21 protein-coding genes are annotated in these 22,880 nt (G+C 72.3%); 9 read left to right on the top strand and 12 right to left on the bottom strand.

Features of this window, described 5'->3' with window-relative positions:
- Window positions 1-34 precede the first annotated feature (34 nt).
- The 3 genes from NMN56_RS18355 to NMN56_RS18365 all read right to left on the bottom strand — a co-directional run bounded on the left by NMN56_RS18355 (window position 35) and on the right by NMN56_RS18365 (window position 2,701).
- Entirely contained in the window at window positions 35-799 is a 765-nt protein-coding gene (locus NMN56_RS18355) for an NAD(P)-binding domain-containing protein (protein WP_274041705.1), read from the bottom strand.
- 209 nt (window positions 800-1,008) lie between these two features.
- Window positions 1,009-1,749 (bottom strand): maleylpyruvate isomerase family mycothiol-dependent enzyme, encoded by a 741-nt coding sequence (locus NMN56_RS18360; protein WP_274041704.1) that lies wholly within the window; start codon window positions 1,747-1,749, stop codon window positions 1,009-1,011.
- Window positions 1,750-1,840: 91 nt separating this feature from the next.
- The gene (locus tag NMN56_RS18365) at window positions 1,841-2,701 is read right to left on the bottom strand and encodes a helix-turn-helix transcriptional regulator (RefSeq protein ID WP_274041703.1); all 861 of its coding nucleotides are present in this window, start codon (window positions 2,699-2,701) and stop codon (window positions 1,841-1,843) included.
- A gap of 126 nt (window positions 2,702-2,827) precedes the next feature.
- Between NMN56_RS18365 and NMN56_RS18370 the strand changes: the two genes are divergently transcribed.
- Both NMN56_RS18370 and NMN56_RS18375 read left to right on the top strand, forming a co-directional pair.
- Window positions 2,828-4,417: an MFS transporter gene (locus tag NMN56_RS18370; RefSeq protein WP_274041702.1), complete on the top strand. Its 1,590-nt coding sequence runs from the start codon at window positions 2,828-2,830 to the stop codon at window positions 4,415-4,417.
- Window positions 4,418-4,604: 187 nt separating this feature from the next.
- On the top strand, window positions 4,605-5,831 hold the full coding sequence (locus NMN56_RS18375) for an alpha/beta hydrolase family protein (RefSeq protein WP_274041701.1): 1,227 nt from the start codon (window positions 4,605-4,607) through the stop codon (window positions 5,829-5,831).
- 88 nt (window positions 5,832-5,919) lie between these two features.
- Here NMN56_RS18375 and NMN56_RS18380 read toward each other — a convergent pair whose 3' ends face one another.
- Complete coding sequence (locus tag NMN56_RS18380; protein WP_274041700.1) at window positions 5,920-6,168, bottom strand: DUF397 domain-containing protein; 249 nt, start codon at window positions 6,166-6,168, stop codon at window positions 5,920-5,922.
- Window positions 6,165-7,004, bottom strand: coding sequence for a helix-turn-helix domain-containing protein (locus tag NMN56_RS18385; RefSeq protein WP_274041699.1), 840 nt, complete (start codon window positions 7,002-7,004; stop codon window positions 6,165-6,167). Before NMN56_RS18385 ends, NMN56_RS18380 begins: the two co-directional genes overlap by 4 nt.
- 159 nt (window positions 7,005-7,163) lie before the next feature.
- Here NMN56_RS18385 and NMN56_RS18390 point away from each other — a divergent pair, with 159 nt between their 5' ends.
- The 3 genes from NMN56_RS18390 to NMN56_RS18400 all read left to right on the top strand — a co-directional run bounded on the left by NMN56_RS18390 (window position 7,164) and on the right by NMN56_RS18400 (window position 9,520).
- Complete coding sequence (locus NMN56_RS18390) at window positions 7,164-7,628, top strand: ATP-binding protein (RefSeq protein WP_274041698.1); 465 nt, start codon at window positions 7,164-7,166, stop codon at window positions 7,626-7,628.
- Between the two features lie 225 nt (window positions 7,629-7,853).
- Complete coding sequence (locus NMN56_RS18395; RefSeq protein ID WP_274041697.1) at window positions 7,854-8,795, top strand: SDR family NAD(P)-dependent oxidoreductase; 942 nt, start codon at window positions 7,854-7,856, stop codon at window positions 8,793-8,795.
- Between the two features lie 161 nt (window positions 8,796-8,956).
- Entirely contained in the window at window positions 8,957-9,520 is a 564-nt protein-coding gene (locus tag NMN56_RS18400; protein WP_280842714.1) for an RDD family protein, read from the top strand.
- 70 nt (window positions 9,521-9,590) lie between these two features.
- Here NMN56_RS18400 and NMN56_RS18405 read toward each other — a convergent pair whose 3' ends face one another.
- The 4 genes from NMN56_RS18405 to NMN56_RS18420 form a co-directional block, all read right to left on the bottom strand.
- Window positions 9,591-11,555 carry an ABC transporter permease gene (locus NMN56_RS18405; protein WP_283742494.1) on the bottom strand — a complete coding sequence of 655 codons (1,965 nt, stop codon included), beginning with the start codon at window positions 11,553-11,555 and terminating at the stop codon, window positions 9,591-9,593.
- A gap of 214 nt (window positions 11,556-11,769) precedes the next feature.
- Window positions 11,770-12,570, bottom strand: coding sequence for a molybdate ABC transporter substrate-binding protein (gene modA / locus NMN56_RS18410; protein WP_274041695.1), 801 nt, complete (start codon window positions 12,568-12,570; stop codon window positions 11,770-11,772).
- Between the two features lie 82 nt (window positions 12,571-12,652).
- Entirely contained in the window at window positions 12,653-13,060 is a 408-nt protein-coding gene (locus tag NMN56_RS18415; protein ID WP_274041694.1) for a TOBE domain-containing protein, read from the bottom strand.
- A 116-nt stretch (window positions 13,061-13,176) separates the two neighbouring features.
- Entirely contained in the window at window positions 13,177-16,869 is a 3,693-nt protein-coding gene (locus NMN56_RS18420; RefSeq protein ID WP_274041693.1) for a WD40 repeat domain-containing serine/threonine protein kinase, read from the bottom strand.
- A gap of 203 nt (window positions 16,870-17,072) precedes the next feature.
- Here NMN56_RS18420 and NMN56_RS18425 point away from each other — a divergent pair, with 203 nt between their 5' ends.
- A complete protein-coding gene (locus NMN56_RS18425; RefSeq protein WP_274041692.1) occupies window positions 17,073-17,798 on the top strand; it encodes a GPP34 family phosphoprotein in 726 nt (241 codons plus the stop codon).
- 36 nt (window positions 17,799-17,834) lie between these two features.
- Here the strand turns inward: NMN56_RS18425 and NMN56_RS18430 are convergent, their stop codons facing one another.
- On the bottom strand, window positions 17,835-18,281 hold the full coding sequence (locus NMN56_RS18430) for a VOC family protein (RefSeq protein WP_274041691.1): 447 nt from the start codon (window positions 18,279-18,281) through the stop codon (window positions 17,835-17,837).
- A 252-nt stretch (window positions 18,282-18,533) separates the two neighbouring features.
- Between NMN56_RS18430 and NMN56_RS18435 the strand changes: the two genes are divergently transcribed.
- The 3 genes from NMN56_RS18435 (at window position 18,534) to NMN56_RS18445 (ending at window position 20,859) form a co-directional block, all read left to right on the top strand.
- Window positions 18,534-18,824 (top strand): hypothetical protein, encoded by a 291-nt coding sequence (locus NMN56_RS18435; protein ID WP_274041690.1) that lies wholly within the window; start codon window positions 18,534-18,536, stop codon window positions 18,822-18,824.
- Between the two features lie 19 nt (window positions 18,825-18,843).
- Complete coding sequence (locus NMN56_RS18440; RefSeq protein WP_274041689.1) at window positions 18,844-19,944, top strand: hypothetical protein; 1,101 nt, start codon at window positions 18,844-18,846, stop codon at window positions 19,942-19,944.
- Between the two features lie 141 nt (window positions 19,945-20,085).
- Window positions 20,086-20,859 (top strand): YqjF family protein, encoded by a 774-nt coding sequence (locus tag NMN56_RS18445; protein ID WP_430542625.1) that lies wholly within the window; start codon window positions 20,086-20,088, stop codon window positions 20,857-20,859.
- Between the two features lie 115 nt (window positions 20,860-20,974).
- Here the strand turns inward: NMN56_RS18445 and NMN56_RS18450 are convergent, their stop codons facing one another.
- A complete protein-coding gene (locus tag NMN56_RS18450) occupies window positions 20,975-21,631 on the bottom strand; it encodes a response regulator transcription factor (protein ID WP_274041688.1) in 657 nt (218 codons plus the stop codon).
- Complete coding sequence (locus NMN56_RS18455; protein WP_274041687.1) at window positions 21,607-22,791, bottom strand: sensor histidine kinase; 1,185 nt, start codon at window positions 22,789-22,791, stop codon at window positions 21,607-21,609. Before NMN56_RS18455 ends, NMN56_RS18450 begins: the two co-directional genes overlap by 25 nt.
- Window positions 22,792-22,880: the final 89 nt, after the last annotated feature.

The raw sequence follows: 22,880 nt of genomic DNA on the forward strand, positions 1-22,880 counted from the left end.
GTGCGAACCGTCGTCCCGGGCTGTGCCGGTATGGCTATTTGAGGTGGGTGAGGAGCGCGTCCAGTGCCTTGACCAGAGCCTCGGAGTTGGCCGTGTCGAACCATGTGGTGCGGAGGCGCTCGTTGCTTCCGTTCGGCGTCTCGTGGTCACCCGCGAGCTGGTGCAGGGAGCGCGTACCGTCGCCCAACGCGCGCCCGACGCCCTGGAAGAGGCTGCGGACGTAACGGTCCGCGTCCTCGGAGGGGATGCCCTGTCGGGCGGCCCAGTCGGTGAGCGTGGCCAGGTACCAGTAATGGGCGGTCAGCGTGCCCGTCAGTGTGGAGAAGACGCTGAAGTCCGCCTCGTCAGCGACGGGGAGCGCCTCGCCAAGGCGGTCGAAGAGTGCCTCGACCGCCGGGTGGGAGGGGTGGGTGACGGTGACGGACCGGCGCTCGCGGGCCGCGGGCAGCGGGATGGCACGCACCAGGGGAGCGTCGGTGCCGAGCGTCTGGCGCAGTTCGCCGATGCTGACGCCGGCGATCACGCTGACCACGATGCGGTCGCTGCCGATCCGGAGCCCGGCGAGCGCCTCGGAGTGACCCACGGGGCGGACGGCGAGGATCACCACCTCGGAGTGGTTCACCACGTCCTGGTTGTCAGCACACACCTGCACGCTCGGATACCGCTGGGACAGCTCGGCCGCCGCATGGGCGCCGCGCGGCGAGAGGTAGACCTCCGGTGGTTCCTCGACGCCGTCGCACAGGCCCGCCACGATGGCCCGGCCGATCTCGCCCACGCCGATGATCCCGATGCGTTCCACTGCGTCTCCCCGCGGTCCTTCCAGCGCTGACCTGCGCCTCGATACGCAGGCCACCGCAGAGTGTAGGTGCCAACAGCGTGCGCGCGGAGGCCGCCCGTTGCGGGAGGAGTTCTCGGCGTCTGCGCGGTCTGCGCGGTCCGAGCGGCCTCCGCGATCCGAGCGGCCTCCGCGGTCCGAGCGGCTTGCGCGGCCTGGGCGGCCTGGGCGTTCTACGGGGAGAAGACGTTCGCCCACAGCGGGGCAAGGGTCGTATCGCCGGTGATGTTCACCGTGTTGAGGGGAAGCCGGTTCCACAGGACGAGGTTGAGCTCGGCTGCGGGGCCCGCGAGGTCGCAGTCGGCCTCCCCGGCGGGCTGCGCCGTGCGTGCCGTGCGGGTCGGGTCCTGGAGGTCGATGGTCCAGGTCGCGCCGGGTACGTCCGTCGCGTGGACGCGCAGGGTCCTGGGCGCCTCGGTGTACAGGGGGCGGTTGCCGCGCGGGTAGAAGCCGGTGAGCAGTTCATCGATGCCGTCGGCCGCGAAGGCCGGGTCGACGGGGGAGAGCGGGATTCCGCCCGCCTGCTCCGCGTCCACGCGGTGCATCGACACCTCCTGTGCCTGCCGGCGGGCCCAGAAGTCCAGTGGCGAGGGCGCGGGCAGGAACGTACAGCAGTCCAGGTCGGCCGGGGCCGTGGTCAGCGTCTCCAGCAGCAGACCGAGCCCTTCGCGCAGCCACGGCACGAGTTCCTTGTCGCTCATCTCCGGTGCGCCTTCGGGCCGTTCTATCTTCTGTCTGCGCTCGGCCATGTTGGCCCTGGCCCAGCGCTGCATGCTGCCCAGGTGCGCGGCCAGATCGCGCACCTGCCAGTCAGGGCACGAGGGAACCGGCGCTGCGGGGTCGGTACGTTCGACGGCGTCGGCGAAGAGGTTTCCCTCGCGGCGCAGGGCTTCGATGTACTCGGATGTCTCCACGCGGCGGAGTCTGCCAGCCCGCCTCGCGGCACCGCGACACGATTTGCCGCTCTTGTGGCCGGCCTTCGCGGGGCGCAGGTCACAGGAGCCCTCACCCGTCGAGCGCCGGTGTCGGTGTCGGGTGTGCCATGTCCAGGAGGAGCATCGCGTCGTGGTCAGGGGTGCCGGGGGTTGCCTGGTGGGCGACGAGGCGTTGGCCGTCCGTGCGGGAGAGTGCCATGACCTCGTAGGAGAGGGTCATCTCACCGACGTGCGGGTGCAGGTAGTGCTTGACTCCGCCGCCCCGCGTCTGGACCTCGTAACGCTCCCATACGCGTGCGAACACCGGGCTCTTCCTCGTCAACTCGCCTACAAGAGCGGCCAGTTCGGGCTGGTCGGGGTCGGCCCCCGCCGCCGCGCGCAGGTGCGCGACGCTGTGCGCCACCCGCGTCTCCCAGTCCTTGAAGAGCTTCCGGCCCTGGGGGTGGAGGAACATGTACCGGGTGATGTTCCGGCGGGGCGCCGGCCACTCCTCGATGCCGGGGAGCAGGCGCAGCCCGGGGCTGTTGGCCGCCAGGAGGTCGTTCGTACGGCTGACGACGTACGCGGGCGCCGGGCGCAGCGCCTCCAGGAGCTGGAGCACCGAGGGCCTGACCGCACGGTCGACCGGCCGTGCGGCGCCGCCGTTGTGCGCCGCGAGGGCTGCCAGGTCGCGCAGCCGCTGGAGCGCGTCACCGCGCAGCCGCAGCGCCCGGCCCAGTGCCTCCACCACCTCGGGGCTCGGCCGTGATTCGCGGCCACGCTCCAGCCGCGTGTAGTAGTCGACGCTGACCCCGGCGAGCGTCGCCAGCTCCTCACGGCGCAGGCCCGGAGTGCGGCGTATCCCCGTACCGGCCGGAAGCCCCACATCCTCCGGCCGCACATGCCCGCGCCGGGCCCTGAGGAAGCGGCCCAGTTCCGTACCCTCGCTCATCCGGCCATTGTCGCAACCAGTGCGTCACACGAGCACCATGTGGGGGGCCCTGACAGGGCCTGGCACCGCGCTCCCCCGAAGGGTGCGGTCTGCCGGGGGGACGGGGGCGCGGGCGAGGGTGAGGGCATGTCGATCTCCCCCTCCCGGCCACCTGCTGGTGCCGATGTCGTAGCTGGTGCCGCTGTCGCAGACGGCCCCGGTGCCCCAGCCGGCACCGAGATTCCCGGTGGCACACCGGAGGCACCGGGACCGCCGGAGGCACCGGGACCGCCGGAGGCGCCCGGGTCACCAGTGCGGGCCGCACCGCCGAAGCGGGCCGCACCGCCGAGCCGGGCCGCACCGCCGAAGCGGGGTGTGCCGCCGGCCAGGCAGGGTGCCGTGCTGGTCGCGGGGCTGCTCGGGTTCTGCGTCATCACCATCGACGTCTCCGCCGTGAACGTCTCGCTCCCCGCCGTGCGTGCCGGGCTCGGCGCCGGGATGTCCGGGCTCCAGTGGGTCGTCGACAGCTACACGCTCTTCTTCGCGGCGCTCATGCTGTCCGCAGGCGCCCTCTCCGACCGTTTCGGGGCGAAACGCGCGTACGGCTCGGGCCTCGTGCTCTTCACGCTCGCGTCCCTCGCCTGCGGGTTCGCACCCACGCTGGGCGCGTTGATCGCGGCGCGGATCGCGCAGGGTGTGGCCGCCGCAGCGATGATGCCCGCCTCGCTGGCGCTGATACGGCAGACCTACGACGATGCCGCGCGGCGCGCGCGTGCCATCGCGCTGTGGACGGCCGGTGGCGCCGTCGCCATGGCGGCGGGGCCCGTGCTCGGGGGTGCGCTGATCACGGTGTGGGACTGGCGGGCGGTCTTCTTCGTCAACGTTCCCGTCTGTGGCCTCGCGTTCGCGCTGCTCGTCCTGCGTACGGGACGCTCGCCGCGCCGCGCCGCCTCCTTCGACCTGCCGGGCCAGTGCGCCGCAGTCGTGGGCCTCGGCGGACTGACGTACGCCGTCATCGAGGGCGGCCACGCCGGTTACGGGAGCGGGGTGGTGCTGGGGGCCGTCGCGCTGGCGTTCGTCGCGGGGGCCGTCTTCGTGGTGGTGGAGGCACGGCGGTCCGATCCGATGGTGCCGCTTGACCTCTTCCGGCTGCGCGCCGTCTCGATGCCGGTCGTCGTCGGCTTCGCGGCCAACGCCGGGTTCTACGGTGCCGTCTTCGCGCTCGGTCTCTTCTTCCAGCAGGCGCGCGGACAGTCGGCGCTGTCGGCGGGAACGATGTTCGTGCCCATGGCGCTCTCGACCGCCGCGCTCAACCTTCTCTCCCCGCGCCTGACCGCCCGTTACGGCCCGCGCGCCGTCATCACCGCGGGGCAACTCGTCCTGGCGACCGGCCTGTTGGGCCTCACCCTGACCGGCGCGCACACCCCGGCACCGGCCGTCGCGCTCCTGATGATCCCCGTAGGCGTCGCGGGCGCCACCGTCGTTCCCGCGCTCACCACGCTCCTCCTCGACCACACCCCACCCGAGCGCGCCGGCACGGCCGCCGCCGTCCTCAACACCAGCCGCCAGACGGGCGGAGCGCTCGGCGTCGCCGCGTTCGGGGTCTTCCTCGCCGGACCGGTATCCGGCTTCGTACCGGGCCTGCACCTCGCCCTGCTGGCCGCGTCCGGGTTCGTCGCGGTGACCGGTGTCGCGGGGTGGGCGCTGCTGGGGTCCGTCCGCCGTGAGCTGCCGTGACCGCCGGCCGGGGTGGCCGGTCGGGCAGCCGGTCGGGAGGTGACCGGTTGGGGGCCGATTGAGGGCCGATTGAGGACCGATTGGTTGGTGTCCGGCCGGTTCATCCGTTCCGTCCACCCGGAAAGTGATGCCGGCGGATGACTTTCGTCGGTGTGGTGGGGCGGGCGCCGCTCTCTAGGTTCGTTCCATGATCCGAACTCGTCGTAGCGCAGCAGCGGTTGTCCTCGGGGTGGTCCTGCCCCTGTCCCTGGTCGGGGCGTACGTGGCGAACGGTGAGGAGCCGTCCGCCTCTCAGGAGAGGGACGGCGCCGAGTCCCCGCGAACGGGCGCCGGTCAGCGGCTCGCCATCCCGGACCTGTCCGGGCCGTACGCCGTCGGGAGGGACACACGGCACCTCGTGGACAGGGAACGCCGCGACATATGGGTGCCCAAGGCGGCGGGACGGGAGCTGATGCTCTCGCTCTACTACCCCGCGCGTGCGGGCGGCGGCCGTCCCACCCGCTACATGACCCATGCGGAGGCGAAGCTGCTGATCGAGGGCCAGAAGTTGGGGGGCCGCGTCGGCGCGGGGCAGCTCGCCGATACCCGTACGCACGCCCGCGCCGGGGCGCGGCCGGTGGCCGGGAAGCACCCGCTGGTCGTCCTCTCGCCCGGGTTCACGGCCTCGCGTGCCACCCTCAGCCTGCTCTCCGAGGAACTGGCCTCGCGCGGCTACGTCGTTGCCCTGCTGGACCACGCGTACGAAACCTTCGGCACCAGTTTCCCCGGCGGACGCACCCTGACCTGCGTCGCCTGCGAGACCGTCGAGAGCGCCCCGACGGACAAGGCGGAGAAGAAGGTGCTGGCCAAGGCCGCGACGAACCGGGCCGCCGATGTCTCCTTCGTTCTCGACGGGTTGCTGGGCCGCGGCCCCTCCGTCTGGAAGCACGCGTCGATGATCGACCCCAAGCGGGTCGGTGCCGCGGGCCACTCGCTGGGCGGGAACACCGCCGCACGCGCCATGGCCACCGATCCGCGCGTGCGCGCGGGCGCCAACCTGGACGGCACCTTTTTCGCGCCCGTACCGCGCAAGGGCCTGAACGGGCGTCCGTTCCTGATGCTCGGCACCCAGAAGGGGCACTCGCCCGGCGGCGAGGACACCACCTGGGAACGCGACTGGCGGCGCCTGAACGGTTGGAAGCGCTGGCTCACCGTGGCCGATTCCGGCCACTTCACCTTCACCGACCTGCCCGTACTCGCCGGCCAACTCGGCCAGACCGACCCCTCGGCCCCCCTCTCCGGCAAACGCTCCGGAGAGATCACCACCACCTACGTCGCCGCCTTCTTCGACCACGCCCTACGAGGCAGCGCCCGCCCTGTGCTCGACCGGCCGACGCCGTCCAACCCCGAAGTCACCTTCCACGAGCCCCGTTGAGCACGGAACGGGCCCCGGACCGCACGGCCCGGGACCCGTTCGTTCACCTTGTGCCCTTGAATCCTTATGCCCTCGTGTCCTTGAGTCCTTACGCCTGCGAGCGGGCGTACGTCGTGAACGCGGCCCAGGTGTGGGGTGTCAGGGTGAGGTGGGGGAGGGTGGTGTCCTTGGAGTCGCGGACGTGGATCGCCTCGGGGCACTCGGCGACCTCGACGCAACTGTCGCCGTCCCCGCCGCTGTGGCTGGACTTGTGCCAGGTGAGGGCTACTTCGAGGCAGCTGTCGCCGTCGGTGCCGCTGTAGCTGGACTTGAACCAGTTCAGACCTCTGGTGCTCATAGCGCTCCTCGCATCTGAGTCAGCAGGCTCACGGTGTCCTCGGGGGTGAGAGCCTGTGATCGCATCCTGGCATAGCGCAGTTGGAGCACACTGACCTCTTTCGCGTCAGAGACGAGGAAGCCTCCTCGTTGGCCCTCGCAGTAGGCGTACCAGACACTGTCGGGCGTCTCCAGCAGTTGGAGCGGGCCATCTAGGCCACTGTGGTTCTCACGAACCAGAGGCATGACCTGGACGTCGATGTTGCGCAGGTTCATCAAGTCCAGCACCGATTCGATCAATTCCCGTGTGACGTCTGCCCCACCAGTCCTCCTGAGGAAGAGCGCTTCTTCGACGATGAAGCTGAACGCTGTCTCTTGACGTTCCCGCAGCATGCGCTGTCGGTCGAGGCGCGTTGCGATCTGCGCTTCGACTCGGGCGTCGGACTGGGGCGGCACACTGCTCTGGAATGACGCCCTCATGTACGCCTCGGTCTGCAAGAGCCCGGGAACGATCCGGCACTCGTACGTGCACAGGCTGATCGCCTCCCTCTCCATCCTGGCCCACATGCGGAACCAGGCCGCCAGGCCCGGGTTGCGGGATAGGTAGCGGGCGGCCTTGATGATGGTGTTGAAGGCCATGAATGTGGCGTCGGCCCGGCGGGGGAAGTCGTGGGGTGGGAAGCGGCGGCCCTGTTCCACGGAGCGGAGCGTGTGGGGTGAGTACCCGATGAGGGGGGCCGCCTGCTCCTGGGTGAAGCCGCGGTGTTCGCGGAAGGACTGGACGATCGAGCCGAACTCGCGCAGGCTGTCGGAGGATTCGGGCTCGCCGGAGCCCCAACGCTCGTCGTAGTCGGTCATATACCGGCACCTCCGGTGTCGCATCAGTCCCACGCCCATGGGAACTCACCCAGGGTTACTGGATGTTGGGCGTACTGTCTACGGCCGGAACTGGTACGCGGCGCCGCGTACCAACGGAGTTGCTGGTCACGCGGCTTGCGGGGCCGCCACCGTGTACGTATGCACGCCACCTCACAGGCCCAGATGCCGATTACCGTACGTGTGTTCTGCCAGCGCTTCTCCGCCACCCGGCGGGGCGCACGGCTGGCGCGGCTGCTCGTGCTGCACCAGCTCGACGAGTGGGGCCATCCGTACGGCAGCCCCGTGTCCGAGGACGTGGCGGCGATCGTCGCGGAACTGGCGTCCAACGCGGTGCTGCACGGCAGGGTGCCGGGGCGGGACTTCGAGGTGCGGATGGCGCTGGAGGGTGCGGAGCTGGTGCGCGTCGAGGTGACCGACACCCGTGCGGACTCGCGGCCTCCGGCCTCGGCGGCGGCGCCTTCGGACGAGGCGGAGTCGGGGCGCGGGCTGCTGATCGTCGAGGCGCTGAGTACGCGGTGGGGCGTGCTGGAGGGTGCGGCGCCGTTGAAAGCGGTGTGGGCGGAGGTCTCGGTGCGACGGGGTGGCGGTGTGGGCGGGGTGTGACCCCCGGCGCCTGGCACGAGGTCTGTCGGGGAGCTGTAGGTGGGCACGGGACGGGCACGGGTGCGGCTGTCGGCGGATTGTCGGTGGGCGTGGGGGAGTGTGGGGCTGTGGGCCCGCCGGGTCCATTGGGTGCGTCGGGTCTCCGTCGGGTCCGCCGGGTCCTTGGGGTGCCGCCGGGGCTGGAAGCGGCGGGACGCCTGCCAGTGAGAGTGCGAGGAGAGCGCGATGTCGTCCGTAGCCCGTGTCCGGTCGTGGGATGTTCACCGCTTGCCCGCTGCCGGAGGACGTACGTTCCTGGTCACGGGTGGGAACGCGGGCATCGGGTACTTCGTGGCCGAACAGCTGGCCGGTACGGGCGCCACCGTCGTGCTCGGCAGCAGGGACGCGGTGAAGGCCGAGGCGGCGCTCGCCTCGATCAGGGCGCGGGTGCCCGGGGCCGCGGTGCGCCATCTGCGCCTGGACCTGGCCGAACTCGGCTCGCTCAAGGCGTCCGTCGACGCGCTGGGTCTCGACCGCCTCGACGGGGTCGTGCACAACGCGGGTGTCGCGCTGGACCACCCGCCGCGGCAGGAGACGAAGGACGGGCACGAGCTGATGTTCGGCGTCAACCACCTGGGGCACTTCGCACTGACCGCCTGGCTGGCGCCCCTGCTGGAGGCGGCGGGCAGCGCGCGGATCGTCACCACGGGCAGCTTCGCCGCCAAGTCCGAACGCCTGGACCTGGACGACCTCCAGAACGTCCGCGACTACGACCCCGAGCGCACCTACGGGCGCTCCAAACTGGCGCAGATTCTCTTCGCGCTCGAACTGGACCGCCGCCTGCGCGCAGCGGGCAGTACGGCGTTGAGCGTGATCGCCCACCCGGGCGGAGCCCTCGACGGGCTGACCCCGTCGCGCCCGCCGGTTCATGTCCGTACGACGGGCGAGCGGCTGCGGGCGCTGCCGCTCGGACTGTTCGTCCAGGGCAAGGAGGCGGGTGCCTGGCCCGCCGTCCGGGCCCTGCTCGACCCGGAGGTGCGGGGCGGGCAGATGTGGGGCCCCCGGATGTTCGAACTGCGCGGGCGGCCCCGTAACGCACCCCTCTGGAAGCACCTGACCGACACCGATGTCGCGGCCGGGCTGTGGGAAGCTTCCCGCGAACTGGCGGGTGTGGAACCGGAGTTCTGAGCGCCCGGCCGTCCGAGACCGTCACCGCGCTCCACCGGAGACCGTCACCGCGCTCCACCGGAGACCGTCACCGCGCTCCGAGGCGCCGGAGGCGTGGGGGTCATACTGGGCTGCCGTGGCGCGGTGAAGCGGTCCATGGAGAGTTGATATCGGGGAGTTTGGTGACATTGCAGTCCTACGGCGCTCAGGGTGGAGCCGCTGCTGCGGGGTTCGGTGACGGTGGAGCGGGGGTGGCGCCGCCGCCGAGCGCTGGGGCGACCATAGTGCTGGCGAGCCGGGCTCAGCGGTTCGTGGCGCGGGCCGTGGATCTGATGCTGTTTTTCGCGGGGGTCGCGTTCATCGTGCAGTTGGGACTGCCGCAGATCGGCGACGAGTGGAGCACGGCGTCGGGGACCGCTGTGGTGTCCGGGGTGGCGGTGCTGTGGGTGCTGCTGTTCCCGTTCGCGCTGATGCGGTTCGAAAGCACGATAGGCAAGGCACTCGTGGGACTGCGGGTCGTACGGCTGCGGAACGGGAAGCGGGTCGGCTTCTGGCGGGCCGCGTGGCGCGAACTGTTCCATCTGGCGGTGTCGTTCGTGCCGGTCGCCGGCTTCCTCAACCAGGCATGGTGCCTCTGGGACAAGCCGTACCGCCAGTGCTGGCACGACAAGGTGTCCGGGACCATAACTGTCGACCGCAGCACCTTCAGAACGCGGACCGGGCAGGCCGTGCAGCGCGTGTGGTGAGGAGTCGCCCGGCCTCGGCCCCGGCCCCGGCCGGTCGGGGTAGTCAGGTCCCGGTCGGTCCGGTCCCGGGTCAGGTCTCCACGAGCGTGATCTCCGTGGCCTTGATGCTGGTGTAGACGGAAGCGCCGTCGCTGAGCCGTAGCTCGGTGGCGGCGTTCGTCGTGATCTCGGCGACCAGGTCGGGGCTCTCCTCCGAGGTCACCAGCACCCGCAGGCGGCTGCCGACGGCGGTGATCTCGCGGACTGTGCCGGGCCAGACGTTGCGGGGGCTGCCCTCGGGGCGCTCGCGGTGGAGTGCCACCGCCTCGGGCGGGATGACGGCGAGGGCGCGCGTGCCCTCGTCCACGGGGTCGGCGACGACCAGGCGTCCGCCGTCGGTCAGTGTGAGGGTGCCGTCGGGCGCCGCCGTACCGGCGAGTGCGTTACGGCCGAGCATGCGGGCCACCCAGGGCGAACGCGGGTGGCGGGTGACCTCGGAAGGGGGCGCGTCCTGCACGGCGCGGCCCTCTTCCAGCACGAGGACGCGGTCAGCCAGCGAGACCGCCTCCACCGGGTCGTGGGTGACGATCAGGCAGACGCCGCCGAACCCTTCGAGGTGGCGGCGGAGTGTGTGCCGTACGTGGGCGCGTGTCGTCTGGTCGAGCGCCGCGAGTGGTTCGTCCAGCAGGAGGAGGCGGGGCCGCGCCGCCAACGCCCTTGCGAGCGCGACCCGTTGGGCCTGCCCGCCGGAGAGCTGCGCGGGTTTGCGGTGCGCCAGGTGCCCGACCCCGAGCCGGTCCAGCCACGCCTGCGCCTCGCGCCTGCGCTCGGCACGGGGTACGTGCTGGGCACGCAGCCCGTACGCGGTGTTGCCGAGCGCGCTCAGGTGCGGGAAGAGCGCGCCGTCCTGCGGCACCCACGCCACGCCGCGCCGGTGCGGCGCGAACCCGGACACGTCGGTGCCGCCCAGCGTGAGTGCGGCGCTGGCACGCGGGGTGAGGCCGAGAAGGGCCCGCAACAGGGTGGTCTTGCCGGCGCCGTTGGGGCCGACGACGGCGACCGTGGTGCCCGGTTCGGCGTCCAGGGTGAGGTCGGTGAAGCCGGTCACGTCTGCGTGCAGGGGCCAGCTCGGGGCCGGTCGGTCGAGGCCGGGTTCGGGGGCGGAGTCGGGCCCCGTTTCCCGCAGGTCACCGGGCGCGGACAGGTGCGCGGCCACGGGTGCGCTCGCTGGTACGGGGTGCGGGGCGGGTACGGGGTGCGCTTCCTGCGCGTCCCGTTTCTCGGTCTGCGCGTCCCGCTTCCCGGTCCGGCGCCGTGACGTCCGTACGCGGCCCGTCGTCGCGCCGCCCGCCCACCGCCCGCGCAGCGCGACGAGTACGGCCATGGCGATGGCGAGCAGCAGCAGGGAAACGGAGGTCGCCGCCTCTGGCTGCTCCTGGAGGAGCAGATACACCTGGAGGGGGAGGGTCTGTGTGGTGCCGGGAAGGTTCCCCGCGAAGGTCATGGTGGCGCCGAACTCGCCCAGCGCGCGCGCCCAGGTGAGCGCCGCACCGGCCGCGAGCCCTGGCGCCACCATGGGGAGGGTGACCGTGAGGAACACGCGGAAGGGCCGTGCGCCGAGCGAGGCCGCCGTCTCCTCGTAGGAGGGGCGCAGCCCGGCGAGTGTGCCCTCCAGGCTGATGACGAGGAACGGCATCGCCACGAACGTCGCCGCCACGACGGCGCCCGAGGTGTGGAAGGGCAGCACGACCCCGAACGTGTCCTCAAGCCACGGCCCCAGCAGCCCACGCCTGCCGAAGCCGAGCAGCAGCGCCACGCCTCCCACCGTGGGCGGCAGCACCATCGGCAGCAGTACGAGGGAGCGCACCAGGGCTTTGCCGGGGAACTGGACGCGGGCCAGCAGCCAGGCCAGCGGTACGCCCAGCAGGAGGGAGAGGCCCAGCGCCCAGAAGGAGACCAGCAGCGAGAGCCGTAGCGCGCCGGTGACGCCGTCGCTGGTCAGATGCTCGCCCAGCTCGCCCCACGAGGTGCGCGCGAGGATGCCGGCGAGCGGCATCAGCAGGAACGCGACCGCCAGCAGCCCGGGCACCGCCAGCGCAACGGGCGTACGGGCACCGGGAGTTCGCGGCGCGCGCGTGCGGCGCGTACGCGAACCGGGGGCGAGGGGGCTCACAGGGCTGTCGGCTTCCTTCGTTCCTCGGGGCCAGGGCCAGGGCCAGAGCTTTCGGCGGGAGCCGTGCCGCGTTTCACGGGACCCTCGGCGGGAGCCGTCACGGCTTCTGGAAGCCCGCGTCGCGCAGGTACTTCTGGGCCTTGGGTGTGCTGAGCCACTTCACGAACTTCGCCGCCGCCTTCTGGTGTTCCGAACCCTTGAGGGTGGCCGCCGGGTAGTCGGCGAGTGCGTTCTGGCTGTCGGGGACCTCGACGGCGTCGACCTTGCCCGTGGCGGTGGCGGCGTCCGTCTTGTAGACGATGCCCGCGTCGGCCTCGCCCAGTTCGACCTTGCTGAGCACGGCGCGGACGTTGGTCTCCTGCGAGACGGGCTTCACGTCGAGCTTCTGCTTGTCCAGCACCTGCTTGCTGTAGCGGCCGACCGGCACCTCGGATGCGGCGAGCACGACCTTGAGCTTGCTGTCCGTGAGGTCCTTGAGCGCCTTGACCTTCTTCGGGTTGCCCTCACCCGTGGCGATGACCAGCCGGTTCTTGGCGATCACGGTGGGCTTGCCGGTCTCGGAGCGCAGCCCGTCCATCGTCCTGGTGTCGGCCGTGACCAGCGCGTCCGCGGGCGCTCCCTGTTTGACCTGCGCGGCCAGTTCCTGCGAACCGGCGAAGGAGAAGGACACCTTTGTGTCCGGGTGCTCCTCCTCGTACGCCTTGCCCGCCGCCTTGAACACATCGGTGAGTGAGGCAGCCCCGAGCACGGTCAGCTCGGTCTTGCCGCCGCTCTTGCCCCCCGACTCGTCCCCGGACTGCCCGCCGCTGCCGCAGGCGGAGAGCGACGCGAGGACGGCGACGGCGGCGACGGCGGCGAGCACGGTGGTGGCACGGCGGCGTGCGGGCGGTGTGGGCATGAGGGTGGCACTCCAGAGGGGAAGCGGAGGGTGCGGCGGCGAACAGCGGGGCGAGGGACGAAGAGGTGCGCGGCGGAGAGGTTCAGGGGCAGTCGATGTGCACGCTGGTCGACTTCACGCGTGCCGTGGCCCGTACGCCGACCTCAAGGCCCAGCTCCTCGACGGCCTCCCGGGTCAGCAGCGAGACCAGCCGGTGCGGGCCCGCCTGGATCTCCACCTGGGCGGCGACATCGCCGAGCTTGACGGCGGTGACGATGCCGGGGAACGCGTTGCGGGCGGAGGTGTAGGACGCCTCGGCCTCACCGTTCTCGTCGGCGCCGCCGCCCTGGCCGATCTCGATCGAGAACGCGGCCAGGTCACGCCCGTCGATCAGGCGCCGCCCGCTCTCGTCGCGGTGGGTCGCCACGCGCCCGGCGTCGGCCCAGCGCCGCGCCGTGTCGGGACTGACCCCCAGCAGGCGCGCCGCCTGCCCGATTGTGTACGACTGCATGTGCGCCAACATATGCGCCTACGCCTCGCATCTGCAATCCGCTATAGCAAGTGCCAGGTCCGCTTGGAGGATGGGCCAACGGTCGGGGACGCGGTGGGGGCACGGGCGGGCTCGCTTCAGTCGCACACCTCGCGGTAGGGGACATCCGGCACGTTCTGCTTCCACTGCGCGCGGGTCAGCCCGCCTCCGGTGCTGTCGCAGATGCTGCGGGCGAGCCGGTCGGGGTCGAGGTCGGCCGTGGCGAGGCGGACGCTCTGCGAGGACGCGCGCAGCCTGCCGTTCCTGTCGAAGGCGAGATCCACCAGCGTGCTCCCGAGGCCGGGGTGTGCCGTGCCCAGGGGCTTCCGGTCCGGCACGTCGAACATCTGGAACCGCTCCTCACCGACGCGCGCCGCCAGGGTGCGGCCGTCGGGCGCGAACCGCAGCCCGTCGACGGACTCCTGCTCCGCCTGCTGCTCGGCGGCGTCGGAGGGCATGCTGCCCAGGCGCCGGGTGGCGTCGCCGTTCCACAGGGAGATCCAGCCGTCCTCCTGGCTGACGGCCAGCGTCTTCCCGTCCGGGCTGAACTCGACGTCCTCGACGCCGGTTTGGCCGAAGATCCCGGTGCGCTTCTCTCCTGACCGCAGGTCCCTGAACTGTCCGGAGGACGTCACCAGCACCTCGTGCCCCTCCGTGCCGCCGACGGCCAGGCTGCTCCCACCCACGCCCTTGAGGACGCGCGGTGTGTCGCGGCCCTCGCGCCGGATCTCGACGGAGCCCGGCTCCGGCCCCGTACGGCCAACGGCGAGGACGCGGCCCCCGGGCCCGTAAGCGAGCGAGGTCACTTCTCCCCGCGAGGAGGGGCTCTTGGGCAGCCTGGTCACCTTGCCCGTACGCACGTCCTGGCGCACCATCCGCTCGCCGGTGTAGTAGCTCACCTCGCGTCCGTCGGGCCGGAAGGCGACCGAGCGGCCACGCCAGGGCCGGTCATCGGTGCTGCTGGTGGCCGGCTGCTCACGCAAGGTGGGCTGCGCGCGGCGCCGCTCCCGTCGTACGTCCCACGCCCGCGAGTTGACGTCGTCCGAGCCGTCGGTCTCCGCTTCCCTCTCGCCCGACAGCAGTGTGCGTGCGTCGGGACTGAAGATGCCCTTGAGACTGGACCCCCGGAGCCGGGAGGGGAGCGGGAAGCTGCGTACCTTGCCACTCGACGTCCGCAACTGCCGGTGCGCGGAGTCGAAGGCCGCACCGTCCAGTGCCCCGGAGACGGTGGCCCGTAGCAGCGGCTGGTCCGGCGTGGACCGGTCGGTGACGAAGACGGCGTTGTCGAAGGCGTGCACGAGAGTACGGCTGTCGGAGCCGTAGAACACGCTGTCCTCGTTCTCGTCGACAATGTGGGCCCTCGCGTCGCTGCGGGGCACGGGGTCTTTGCCGCCCGGCCCCTGCGCTCTGCCTCCCCCCAGAACCCGCCCCGTCGCGGTGTGCCACTGCATCAGGTCGGTGCCGTCCTGCACCAGCCGTGTGCCGTCCGGGCTCAGGTCCAGGCTGACGAGACTCTGGGGGTCTCCGGCCGGCCCGGCGTCCACCTTGCACTTTTCGCCGCCCTTCACGGCGCGCTTCTCTCCGCTCCGCGGCCGGTACAGGGTCGGCGCTTTGTGCTCGTCGCACACCGCAAGCACGCTTCCGTCGGCGGAGAACGCGGTGGGTCCGTCCACGAACGGCACGCGCAGCGCCGTCGTCTGCTTCCGGGTGTCGTACACGTGCAGTTCCTCGCCGGTGCTTCCCAGGAAGTACCGGCCGTCCTCCGAGAGCGCGAGGGGCAGGCCGGGAGCCCGCTCCGTCAGCTTCCGGCCCGTCCTCAGCTCCCGCACGGTGGCTCCGTAGGGGTTCTGGAGGTCGGAGTACGCGGCGTAACGTCCGTTCGGCGAGATGACGGGCGTGCCGTCCTCCAGGCCCGTCGGGATGCCGGGGGACCGCTTCGACGTCGGCAGGGCCTTGCCCGTCCGCAGGTCCCAGCGGTAGGTGCGGCCACCGTCACCACTGCGGCGACTGTCCACCGGCTCGTCCTCGCTGAAGCCGACCAGGGTGGTGCCGTCGTCGCTCAGCGAGGTGGTGAACAGGTCGGGCACGGGGTCCGTGAAGATGTCGCTCTCCGGCTGCCACGACGCCCCGTACAGCGCCCCGCGGGCCTCGCGGGTGGGGGAGAGGCGCCAGGCGGCGACACTCAGCAGTTTGGCCGTCTTCGGGTCCGACGAGCGCATGCTCTCGGCGGCCGTCGCCACGTCGCGGGACGCCGCTTCGGCCTCCTGCTCGTCGTTGCTGCGCTGGAGCTGCCAGGCGACGGTGCCCGCCGTCAGCGCCGCCGCGACCAGTACGGCGATGCCGCCGCGCAGCCTGCGGCGGCGCCGTACCGTACGGGCGAGGCCGGCGCGGCCCGCTTCGAGGTACTCGCGCTCCAGCAGGTTGGGGCGGGCCGCGGCGGGCGCGGCCCCCGCCCAGTCGAGCGCGGAGCGCAGCGCGTCGCCGCGCGGCAGGTCTTCCCGGTCGCGCCCACCCCGCTCCCACGCGTGGGCGGCGGCGCGCGTCCTGTGCAGCACGCGCAGCGCCGCGCGGTGCTCGTCCACCCAGCCGCGCAGCCGGGGCCAGGCCCGCAGCAGCCCGGCGCCCGCGGGGCGGATCGTGTGCCCCTCGCTCAGCAGGACCCCCGACGACACCAGCGCGTCCAGCGCGGTGTGCGCCGCGGGGCGTTCGTCGAGGGGGCGGCCCAGCAGGAGTTCGTCCCGTGCCGCCGTGCGCACCGTGTCCTGCGAGCCGTCCGGCGCGTCGCCGGGCACCACCAGCCGCAGCAGCGCCTCCTGCGTGAACGCCCTTGCTGCCGGGCCCAGTTGGCCGTATGCGGACTCTGCCAGCGTGCCCAGCTCCGGCACAGCCCCGGGGTGCCCGGCGGGCGCCTGCACCTCGGCGGCCGAACGTGCACCCGCCAGGAGGAGTTCAGGCGTTCCGGCCCGCGCCGGGGTGGGCGCCGAGATGTCGGCCCGCAGCAGGCCGAGCAGCAGGTCGGCCGAGCCGGGGCGCTCGGCCGGGTCCTTGGCCAGCGCCGCCGTCACCAGGGGGCGCAACTGCGCGGGCAGCGGGGCGAGATCGGGGTGGTGCTCGGTGACCCGGACGACGATCTCGCCGAGGTTCTCGCCGTCGAACGGGGCGCGCCCGGTCGCGGCGAACAGTGCGACGGCGCCCCACGCGAACACGTCGGCGCGGTCGTCGGCACGCGCGCCCTTGAGCACTTCCGGCGCCATGTAGGCGGGCGTGCCCATCATCTTGCCCGTCGCCGTGAGCGACATGTCGTGGGTGCGGGCGATACCGAAGTCGATGACGCGGGGGCCGTCGGGGCCGAGCAGCACGTTCGCCGGCTTCAGGTCCCGGTGCACCACGCCAGCGCCGTGGATGGCGGTGAGCGCGGTGGCGACCCCCGTGGTCAGCCGCAGCAGCGCGTCGTCTTCCAGGGGGCCCGAGGAGCCCACGGCAACGCCCAGGTCAGGGCCGTTGACGAACTCGCTCACCATGTAAGGGGGATCGGCCTCCGGGTCGGAGTCCAGCACCTTCGCCGTGCAGAACGAGGCCACGCGTTCGGCCGCCGTCGACTCCTTGGCGAACCGCTGCCGGGTGTGGCTCTGCGCCGCCACCTCAGCGCGCAGCACCTTCACCGCACACCGCGTTCCGGCCTCGTCGTACGCCTCGTAGACGATCCCCTGCCCGCCGGCCCCGAGCCGCGCGGCCAGCCAGTAGGAGCCGATGCTCTGCGGATCGTCCTCGGTCAACGCCTCGCGGCCCATACGTTCCCCTGCCCCCTGTCCCTTTCGGCGTGCGCCCCGCGCGACACACACCCATGCGACACACATCCACGCGGCACGTGACACCACGTCAGACGTGACAGGACGCACGCCCGGTTCCGGTCGCCCCCCGGGCCGGGTCCCTCCCGGTGGTGCGCGCCCTGGGGAGATGGCGGGGCCGGGACGGTGTGGGGCAGGGTGTGCCCATGTCCGCTCCCCCGCCGCAGGTCACATTGCCCGAAGCCTTCGTGCTCCTTTCCCACCTGGACTCAGGGGAAGTTCACGACCTGTCCCAGACCGCGGCCGGCTGCGCGGCTGCTGAACTCGGCGAGCTGGCGTTGCGCCGCAGGCTGCGGGTCGTTCCCCGGAAGAAGAGGAGGGTGCTCGGCTTCGAGGTCTACTCCGAGCCAGGCGAGATCCGCCTGCTGGACACCGCTCCCACCGGCCTCGACTGGGCCGATCGTCTTCTGGAGAAGCTGGAGCTTCACGCGGCGCCCGACGGCGGGGCGATACGCGTGCACGAGTGGCTCCAGCTGCGCAGCCGTGAAGGGGTCTTCCTGCACAGGGACGTTCTGAGTGAACGCGGTGTGCTGCGGCACGTTCCTGGCGGTCGCGTGACCAGACAACGCCACTACCCGGATGCCGCCCTGCGCGACGCGCTGCTCAGCCGCCTACGGGCCGTCAACAGCGGACTGATTCCCCTGGACGAGCACACGCTGCTCCTGCTGGACCTCCTGGAGCGCGCAGAACTGGACCTGAAGCTGACCCTGAGCATGCGCCAACGGCTCGACCGTGCCCGGGGAGTCGGAGCGGTGGCGGCCCTCCCCGAAGACATGAGGGACACCAGCACCGTGCTCCGCATGAGTGTGCCCTCCAGAAGCCGGGGCGGGGATGGCGGCGGCGGTGACGGCGGCGACGGTGGCGGGGAGTAGCCACAGGGCCGCTCGGCCGAGTGCGGTTGGCGGTCCCTACCCCAGTGACGTGACGGCGCCGCGCGCGTCGAAGACCGCGTTGCGGGCCCAGGCGAACTCCCAGCGGTTGCCTTCCGGGTCGGTGAGGTAGGCGGAACGGCCGCCCCACTCGCGGTCCTTCGGTGCCTCGACGGAGGTGGCGCCGGCGGCCAGCGCCGCGGTGTAGGCGGCGTCCACCTGTGCGGCGGTCTCGACGTTGCAGGCGAGGGTGACGCCGGACCAGCCCGCCGGCGGTGGGGCCCCGGGCGCGGCCTCCCGGGCCAGTTCGTCCAGGGGGTAGAGGGCGAGCATCGCGCCGCCCAGCGGGAAGGCGGCCCAACCGTCGTCGCTCGCAGGCAACTCGGGCCAGCCCAGGGCGAGATAGAACGCGCGCAGCCTCGGCAGGTCACGGGCGCCGAGGGTGACGACGGTCAGGCGTGCCGGTATCGGCGGTGTCTCGGGCATGCGCCGGATTGTGCCCGGTGCCGGGCCCGCTGTCATGGGGCGGCGGGGGCGACCGGGCCCGTTGCCGCCGCTCGCCGCGGCGCTGAAGGCTCGCTCTCAGCGGTGAAAGCTCGTTCTCGGCGGTGAACGTTCTTCGCGGCCCACGGGTCCCTTGAGGCCCCAACCTCCTTACTGACGCGAGTTATTGACTTAAATTCAAAGCAGCGGGACCCTCCCCGTGTCCGACAGCACCGAACCGAACCGGGAGGGCACATGAGCAACGCAGCACCCGACCCGCGCCGTGACCCGTCGCCCGGCGCAAGCCCGGCCGGGAACGCGGCCGGAAGCGCGGCCGGGAGCGCCGACCCGCTTCGTGAAGCGCTCGGCGGCCCGCAGCCCGTGAGCTTCGGGACGCTCGCGCCCGAACAGACCGCGCTGCTGGCCGACGCGCTCAACGCCGAGCGTGCCGCGCAGAACGAGGGCCTGGAGGAGGCCGCCGAGGCCGCGCTCACGCTGGTGCCCGCGCTGGCGCGCGGGCCCGTTCGCAAGATCCTCTTCAAGTGACGGGAAGGTGGGACCGACCATGGACGCGCTCCGCAACCGTGCCGAGACGGAGAAGATCGCCGCGCTGCTCGGCGTCGAGGACGCCACGCGCCTCGCCTTCCTGCACGCACTGCCCCACGACGACCTGCGCCGCTTCCGGCAGCAGACCGTGGCCGCTCTGCACGACGGCGCCCCCGACATGCTCGACAGGATCGCCGGTGCGACCAAGCTGGTGCCGGCGGCCGTCTCGGCGGCCATCTCCCAGAAGGCCCTGGGCCCCCGGCTGGCAGCGGCCGTCGCCGGACGACTGGAACCCGCGCGGGCGGCGGCGATCATCGAGAAGCTGCCCGTCTCGTTCACGGCCTCCTCCTGTGCCTATCTCGACCCCCGGCGCATACCCGGCATCGTGGACAGGCTGGACGGCGATCTCGTCGTACGTATCGCCGTCGCGCTCGCCGAGAGGGGCGACCACCTGACCATGGGGCGCTTCGTCGGGCACCTGCGCGACGAAGCCATCTCCCGCATCCTCGGCTTCATCGAGGGCAGCGCCGTCCTGCGTACCGGCTTCTACATCGACGAGCCCGCACGTATCGGCCCCATCCTCGACCTGCTCGGCGCCGAACGGCTCGCGCGCCTGATCACCACGGCGGGAACGGAGAACCTGTGGCCCGAGGCGCTGGCAGTCGCCGCCATGGCCGACGACGAACACCGCCGCCGCATCGCCTCGCTCACCGCTGCGCAGTCGACGGAGCACCTCGACTCGCTCGTACGGGCCGTGCACGAGGGCGGACTGTGGGAGTCGCTGCTGCCCCTCGTCGCGCTGCTGGACGACGACGAGGATGCCCCCGGCCAACTGCGCACCGTCGCCGCGCTGCCCTCGCTGGAGGACGGCGAGGTCCTCGCCGGGGTCGTACCGGCCGTCGTCGCCACGGGTCTGTGGGCGGAGTTCCTGCCTCTGGTCGCGGCGCTCCCCGACCCTTCGCGCGTCCGCGTCGCCGAGATCGCCGGCGAACTGCCCGACGAGCAGCTCCGGTCGATGATCGCCGAGATCGTCAAGCGCGACCTGTGGGAAGACGTACTGCCCGTGGTGGAGCTGATGCCCGACACGGCGAAGGAACGGGTGCTGCGCTTCGCCGAGTGACGCGAGTGAGGGGCACTGCGCTTCGCGGCGTGACGCGGACGAGGGCGGTTCGGTGCTTCGGCACGTGGGCGGATGAGGGCTGATGCGGAGGCGGGGCCGGGTTCGACGAGTGCACGTGTGTGCCTCTGCGATGCTGGTGCGGTGTCGACCGCCCCGCTCAATCCGAACGCCCCCGAGCCCATCTCCACGGACCCGCCCGTGTCCTTCCCGCGCCCCCTGCTCCATCAGTCCTGGCTGGACCTCACCTTCGTCCACTGGGCCGTGGAGCCGGAAACGGTGGCCGGGCTGCTGCCGCGAGGTGCCGTGCCCGACACGTTGCACGGGATGACGTACGTCGGGCTCGTGGCCTTCCGTATGTACCGCGTCGGATGGCTGGGGCTGCCCGGGGTTCCGTACCTGGGCACGTTCCCCGAGACGAATGTGCGCCTGTACTCCGTGGACGCGCACGGGCGGCGCGGGGTCGTCTTCCGCTCCCTGGACGCCTCCCGGCTGGTGCCCGTCGTGATGGCGAGGACCGGCTTCCGGCTGCCCTACCTGTGGTCCCGTATGGCCGTACGGGCCGAGGGCGACACCCTCACCTACACCAGTTCACGGCGCTGGCCCGGACCCCGCGGCGCGTACAGCCGCCTCACCGTACGCAGGGCCGAGCCCCTGGGAGAGCCGACCGAGCTGGAGCACTTCCTGACCGCGCGCTGGGGCATGCACAACGCCTTCTTCGGGCGCTCGGTCTACCTGCCCAACGCCCATCCCCGCTGGCCGCTGCACCGGGCGGAACTCCTCGAATGCGACGAGGACTTGGTGGCGGCTGCCGGGATCGAGGGCCCGCTCGGTGACCCGGTGAGCGTCCTGTACTCACCCGGCGTCCCCGTACGCTTCGGCCGCCCCTCCCGTCCCGCCGGCATCCCGACGCCGTGACGCACCGAGGGGCCGTGACGCACCGAGAGGGTGCGGTGGGGAACGCCGCCTCGCCCTCGGCCGCCCCGGGTGCGCCGCTCACCCCCGCAGACAGGTGCCCCCCGCAGGCAGGTGCTCACCCCCGCAGATAGGTGAGGACCGCCAGGACGCGGCGGTTGTCGTCGGGGGCTTCCGGAGGCAGGTCCAGTTTCAGGAGGATGCCGGCGATGTGCTTGGCCACGGCCGCCTCCGTGACCACCAGGCGCCGTGCGACGGCGGCGTTGGAACGGCCCTCTGCCATCAGCCCCAGCACCTCGCGCTCGCGCGGCGTCAACCGCTCCAGCGGGCCCTTGCCCGCGAGCAGTTGCCGCACCACCTCCGGGTCCACGACCGTGGCCCCGGCCGCGACCCTCGCCACCGCGTCCGTGAACTCCTCGACGTCGCCGATGCGTTCCTTCAGCAGGTAGCCGGTACCGGCACGGGAGTCCCGTGCCGCCAACAGCTCCTCGGCAAAGGTCTGTTCGACGTACTGGCTCAGCACCAGCAGCGCCAGGTCCGGCTGTTCGGCCTGGAGTACGCGTGCGGCACGCAGCCCCTCGTCCGTGTGGTCGGGCGGCATGCGCACGTCCACGACCGCCAGGTCGGGACGGTGCTCGCGCGCGGCGGCCAGCAGCGAGGGCCCGTCACCGACGGCGGCGGGCACCTCGTGGCCGAAGCGCCGCAGCAACTGCACGACGCCCTCGCGCAGCAGGACGGAGTCCTCAGCGATCACGATCCGGAGGGGTTGCCGCACGGGATCTCCGCTCTCAGAAGGGTGGGCCCGCCCTGCGGGCTGGACAGCAGCATTCTGCCGTCGGCCGCGGCGATCCGGTCGGCCAGGCCGGTCAGACCCGAGCCGCGAGCGGGCTCGGCCCCGCCCGTACCGTCGTCCTCGACCTCCAGCCGCAGCACACGCGCGTGGACGCGCGCCCGTATCCGGCAGTGTGTGGCGCCGCTGTGCCTGGCCACGTTCGCCAGGCACTCGGACACCACGAAGTAGGCGGTGGCCTCCACCGCGGCCGGCAGCCTGCCCGGCAGGTCGAGGTCGAGTTCGGCGGGCACCGTCGAGCGCCCCGCCACGTCCCGTACGGCGGCGTGCAGGCCGCGCTCGCTGAGCACCTGCGGGTGCACGCCCCGGATCAGTTCGCGCAGTTCGGCCAGCGCCTCCTTGGCCAGCGCGTGCGCCTCGCCGACCTCCCGTACCGCGACGTTCCCCTGCGGCAGCCCGAGTGCCGCCAGGTCGAGGGAGGCCAGGCCCAGCTTCACGTTGAGGGCGACCAGCCGCTGCTGCGCGCCGTCGTGCAGATCGCGCTCGATACGGCGGCGCTCGCTGTCGAAGGCGTCGACCAGCCGCGCCCGCGAGCGTTCGACCTCGTGCAACTCCCTGTCCCCTGGCGCCAGTACGGCACGCGCCACCACGCCCCGCACTCCCGCCCACGCGCCGATCGGATACGCGGCCACCGGCAGCAGCAGTGCGCCCGCGACGGGGCCGGCCACCGTCTGCCACGCCGCGGCCGTCGGCTGGAACGGGGAGAGCAGCAGGAGTCCCGGGATGCCCAAAGCGACCAGGACGACCGCCAGATCGGCCCAGCCGACGGCGAGCACCGACACGATTCCGTACCCGTGCGTCCAGCGGTTCGGGCGCGGGCGGGCCAGGTCGTGGTCCACGAGCCGCAGCCGCCACCACTCCAGCGGTCCGGCGAGCGCAGCGGCGAACACCACCACCAGCGCCGCGCACACCGCTCCCGTCACAGGGCCGAACGGAGCCGTCAGCAGCGCACCCACCCCCACGTACACGGCGGCGGCGAACACCCCGCCGGCCAGCAGGAAGCCCGCAGCGCGCCAGGGCCAGGCGGTCAGTGGGTAACGGAGCGGGCCATGGGCCAGGGCCTCCAGCACGGTACGGGGGATCACCTGCCCGACCGTAGCCGTGCGTGCGGGCGCCCGCAGTAGTGCCAGGTGGAGTACGGGGACTCGCGCCTGGGCCCATGTGCGGGACGGAT

It is taken from the genome of Streptomyces iconiensis, assembly GCF_028657195.3.
GTDB lineage: Bacteria > Actinomycetota > Actinomycetes > Streptomycetales > Streptomycetaceae > Streptomyces > Streptomyces iconiensis.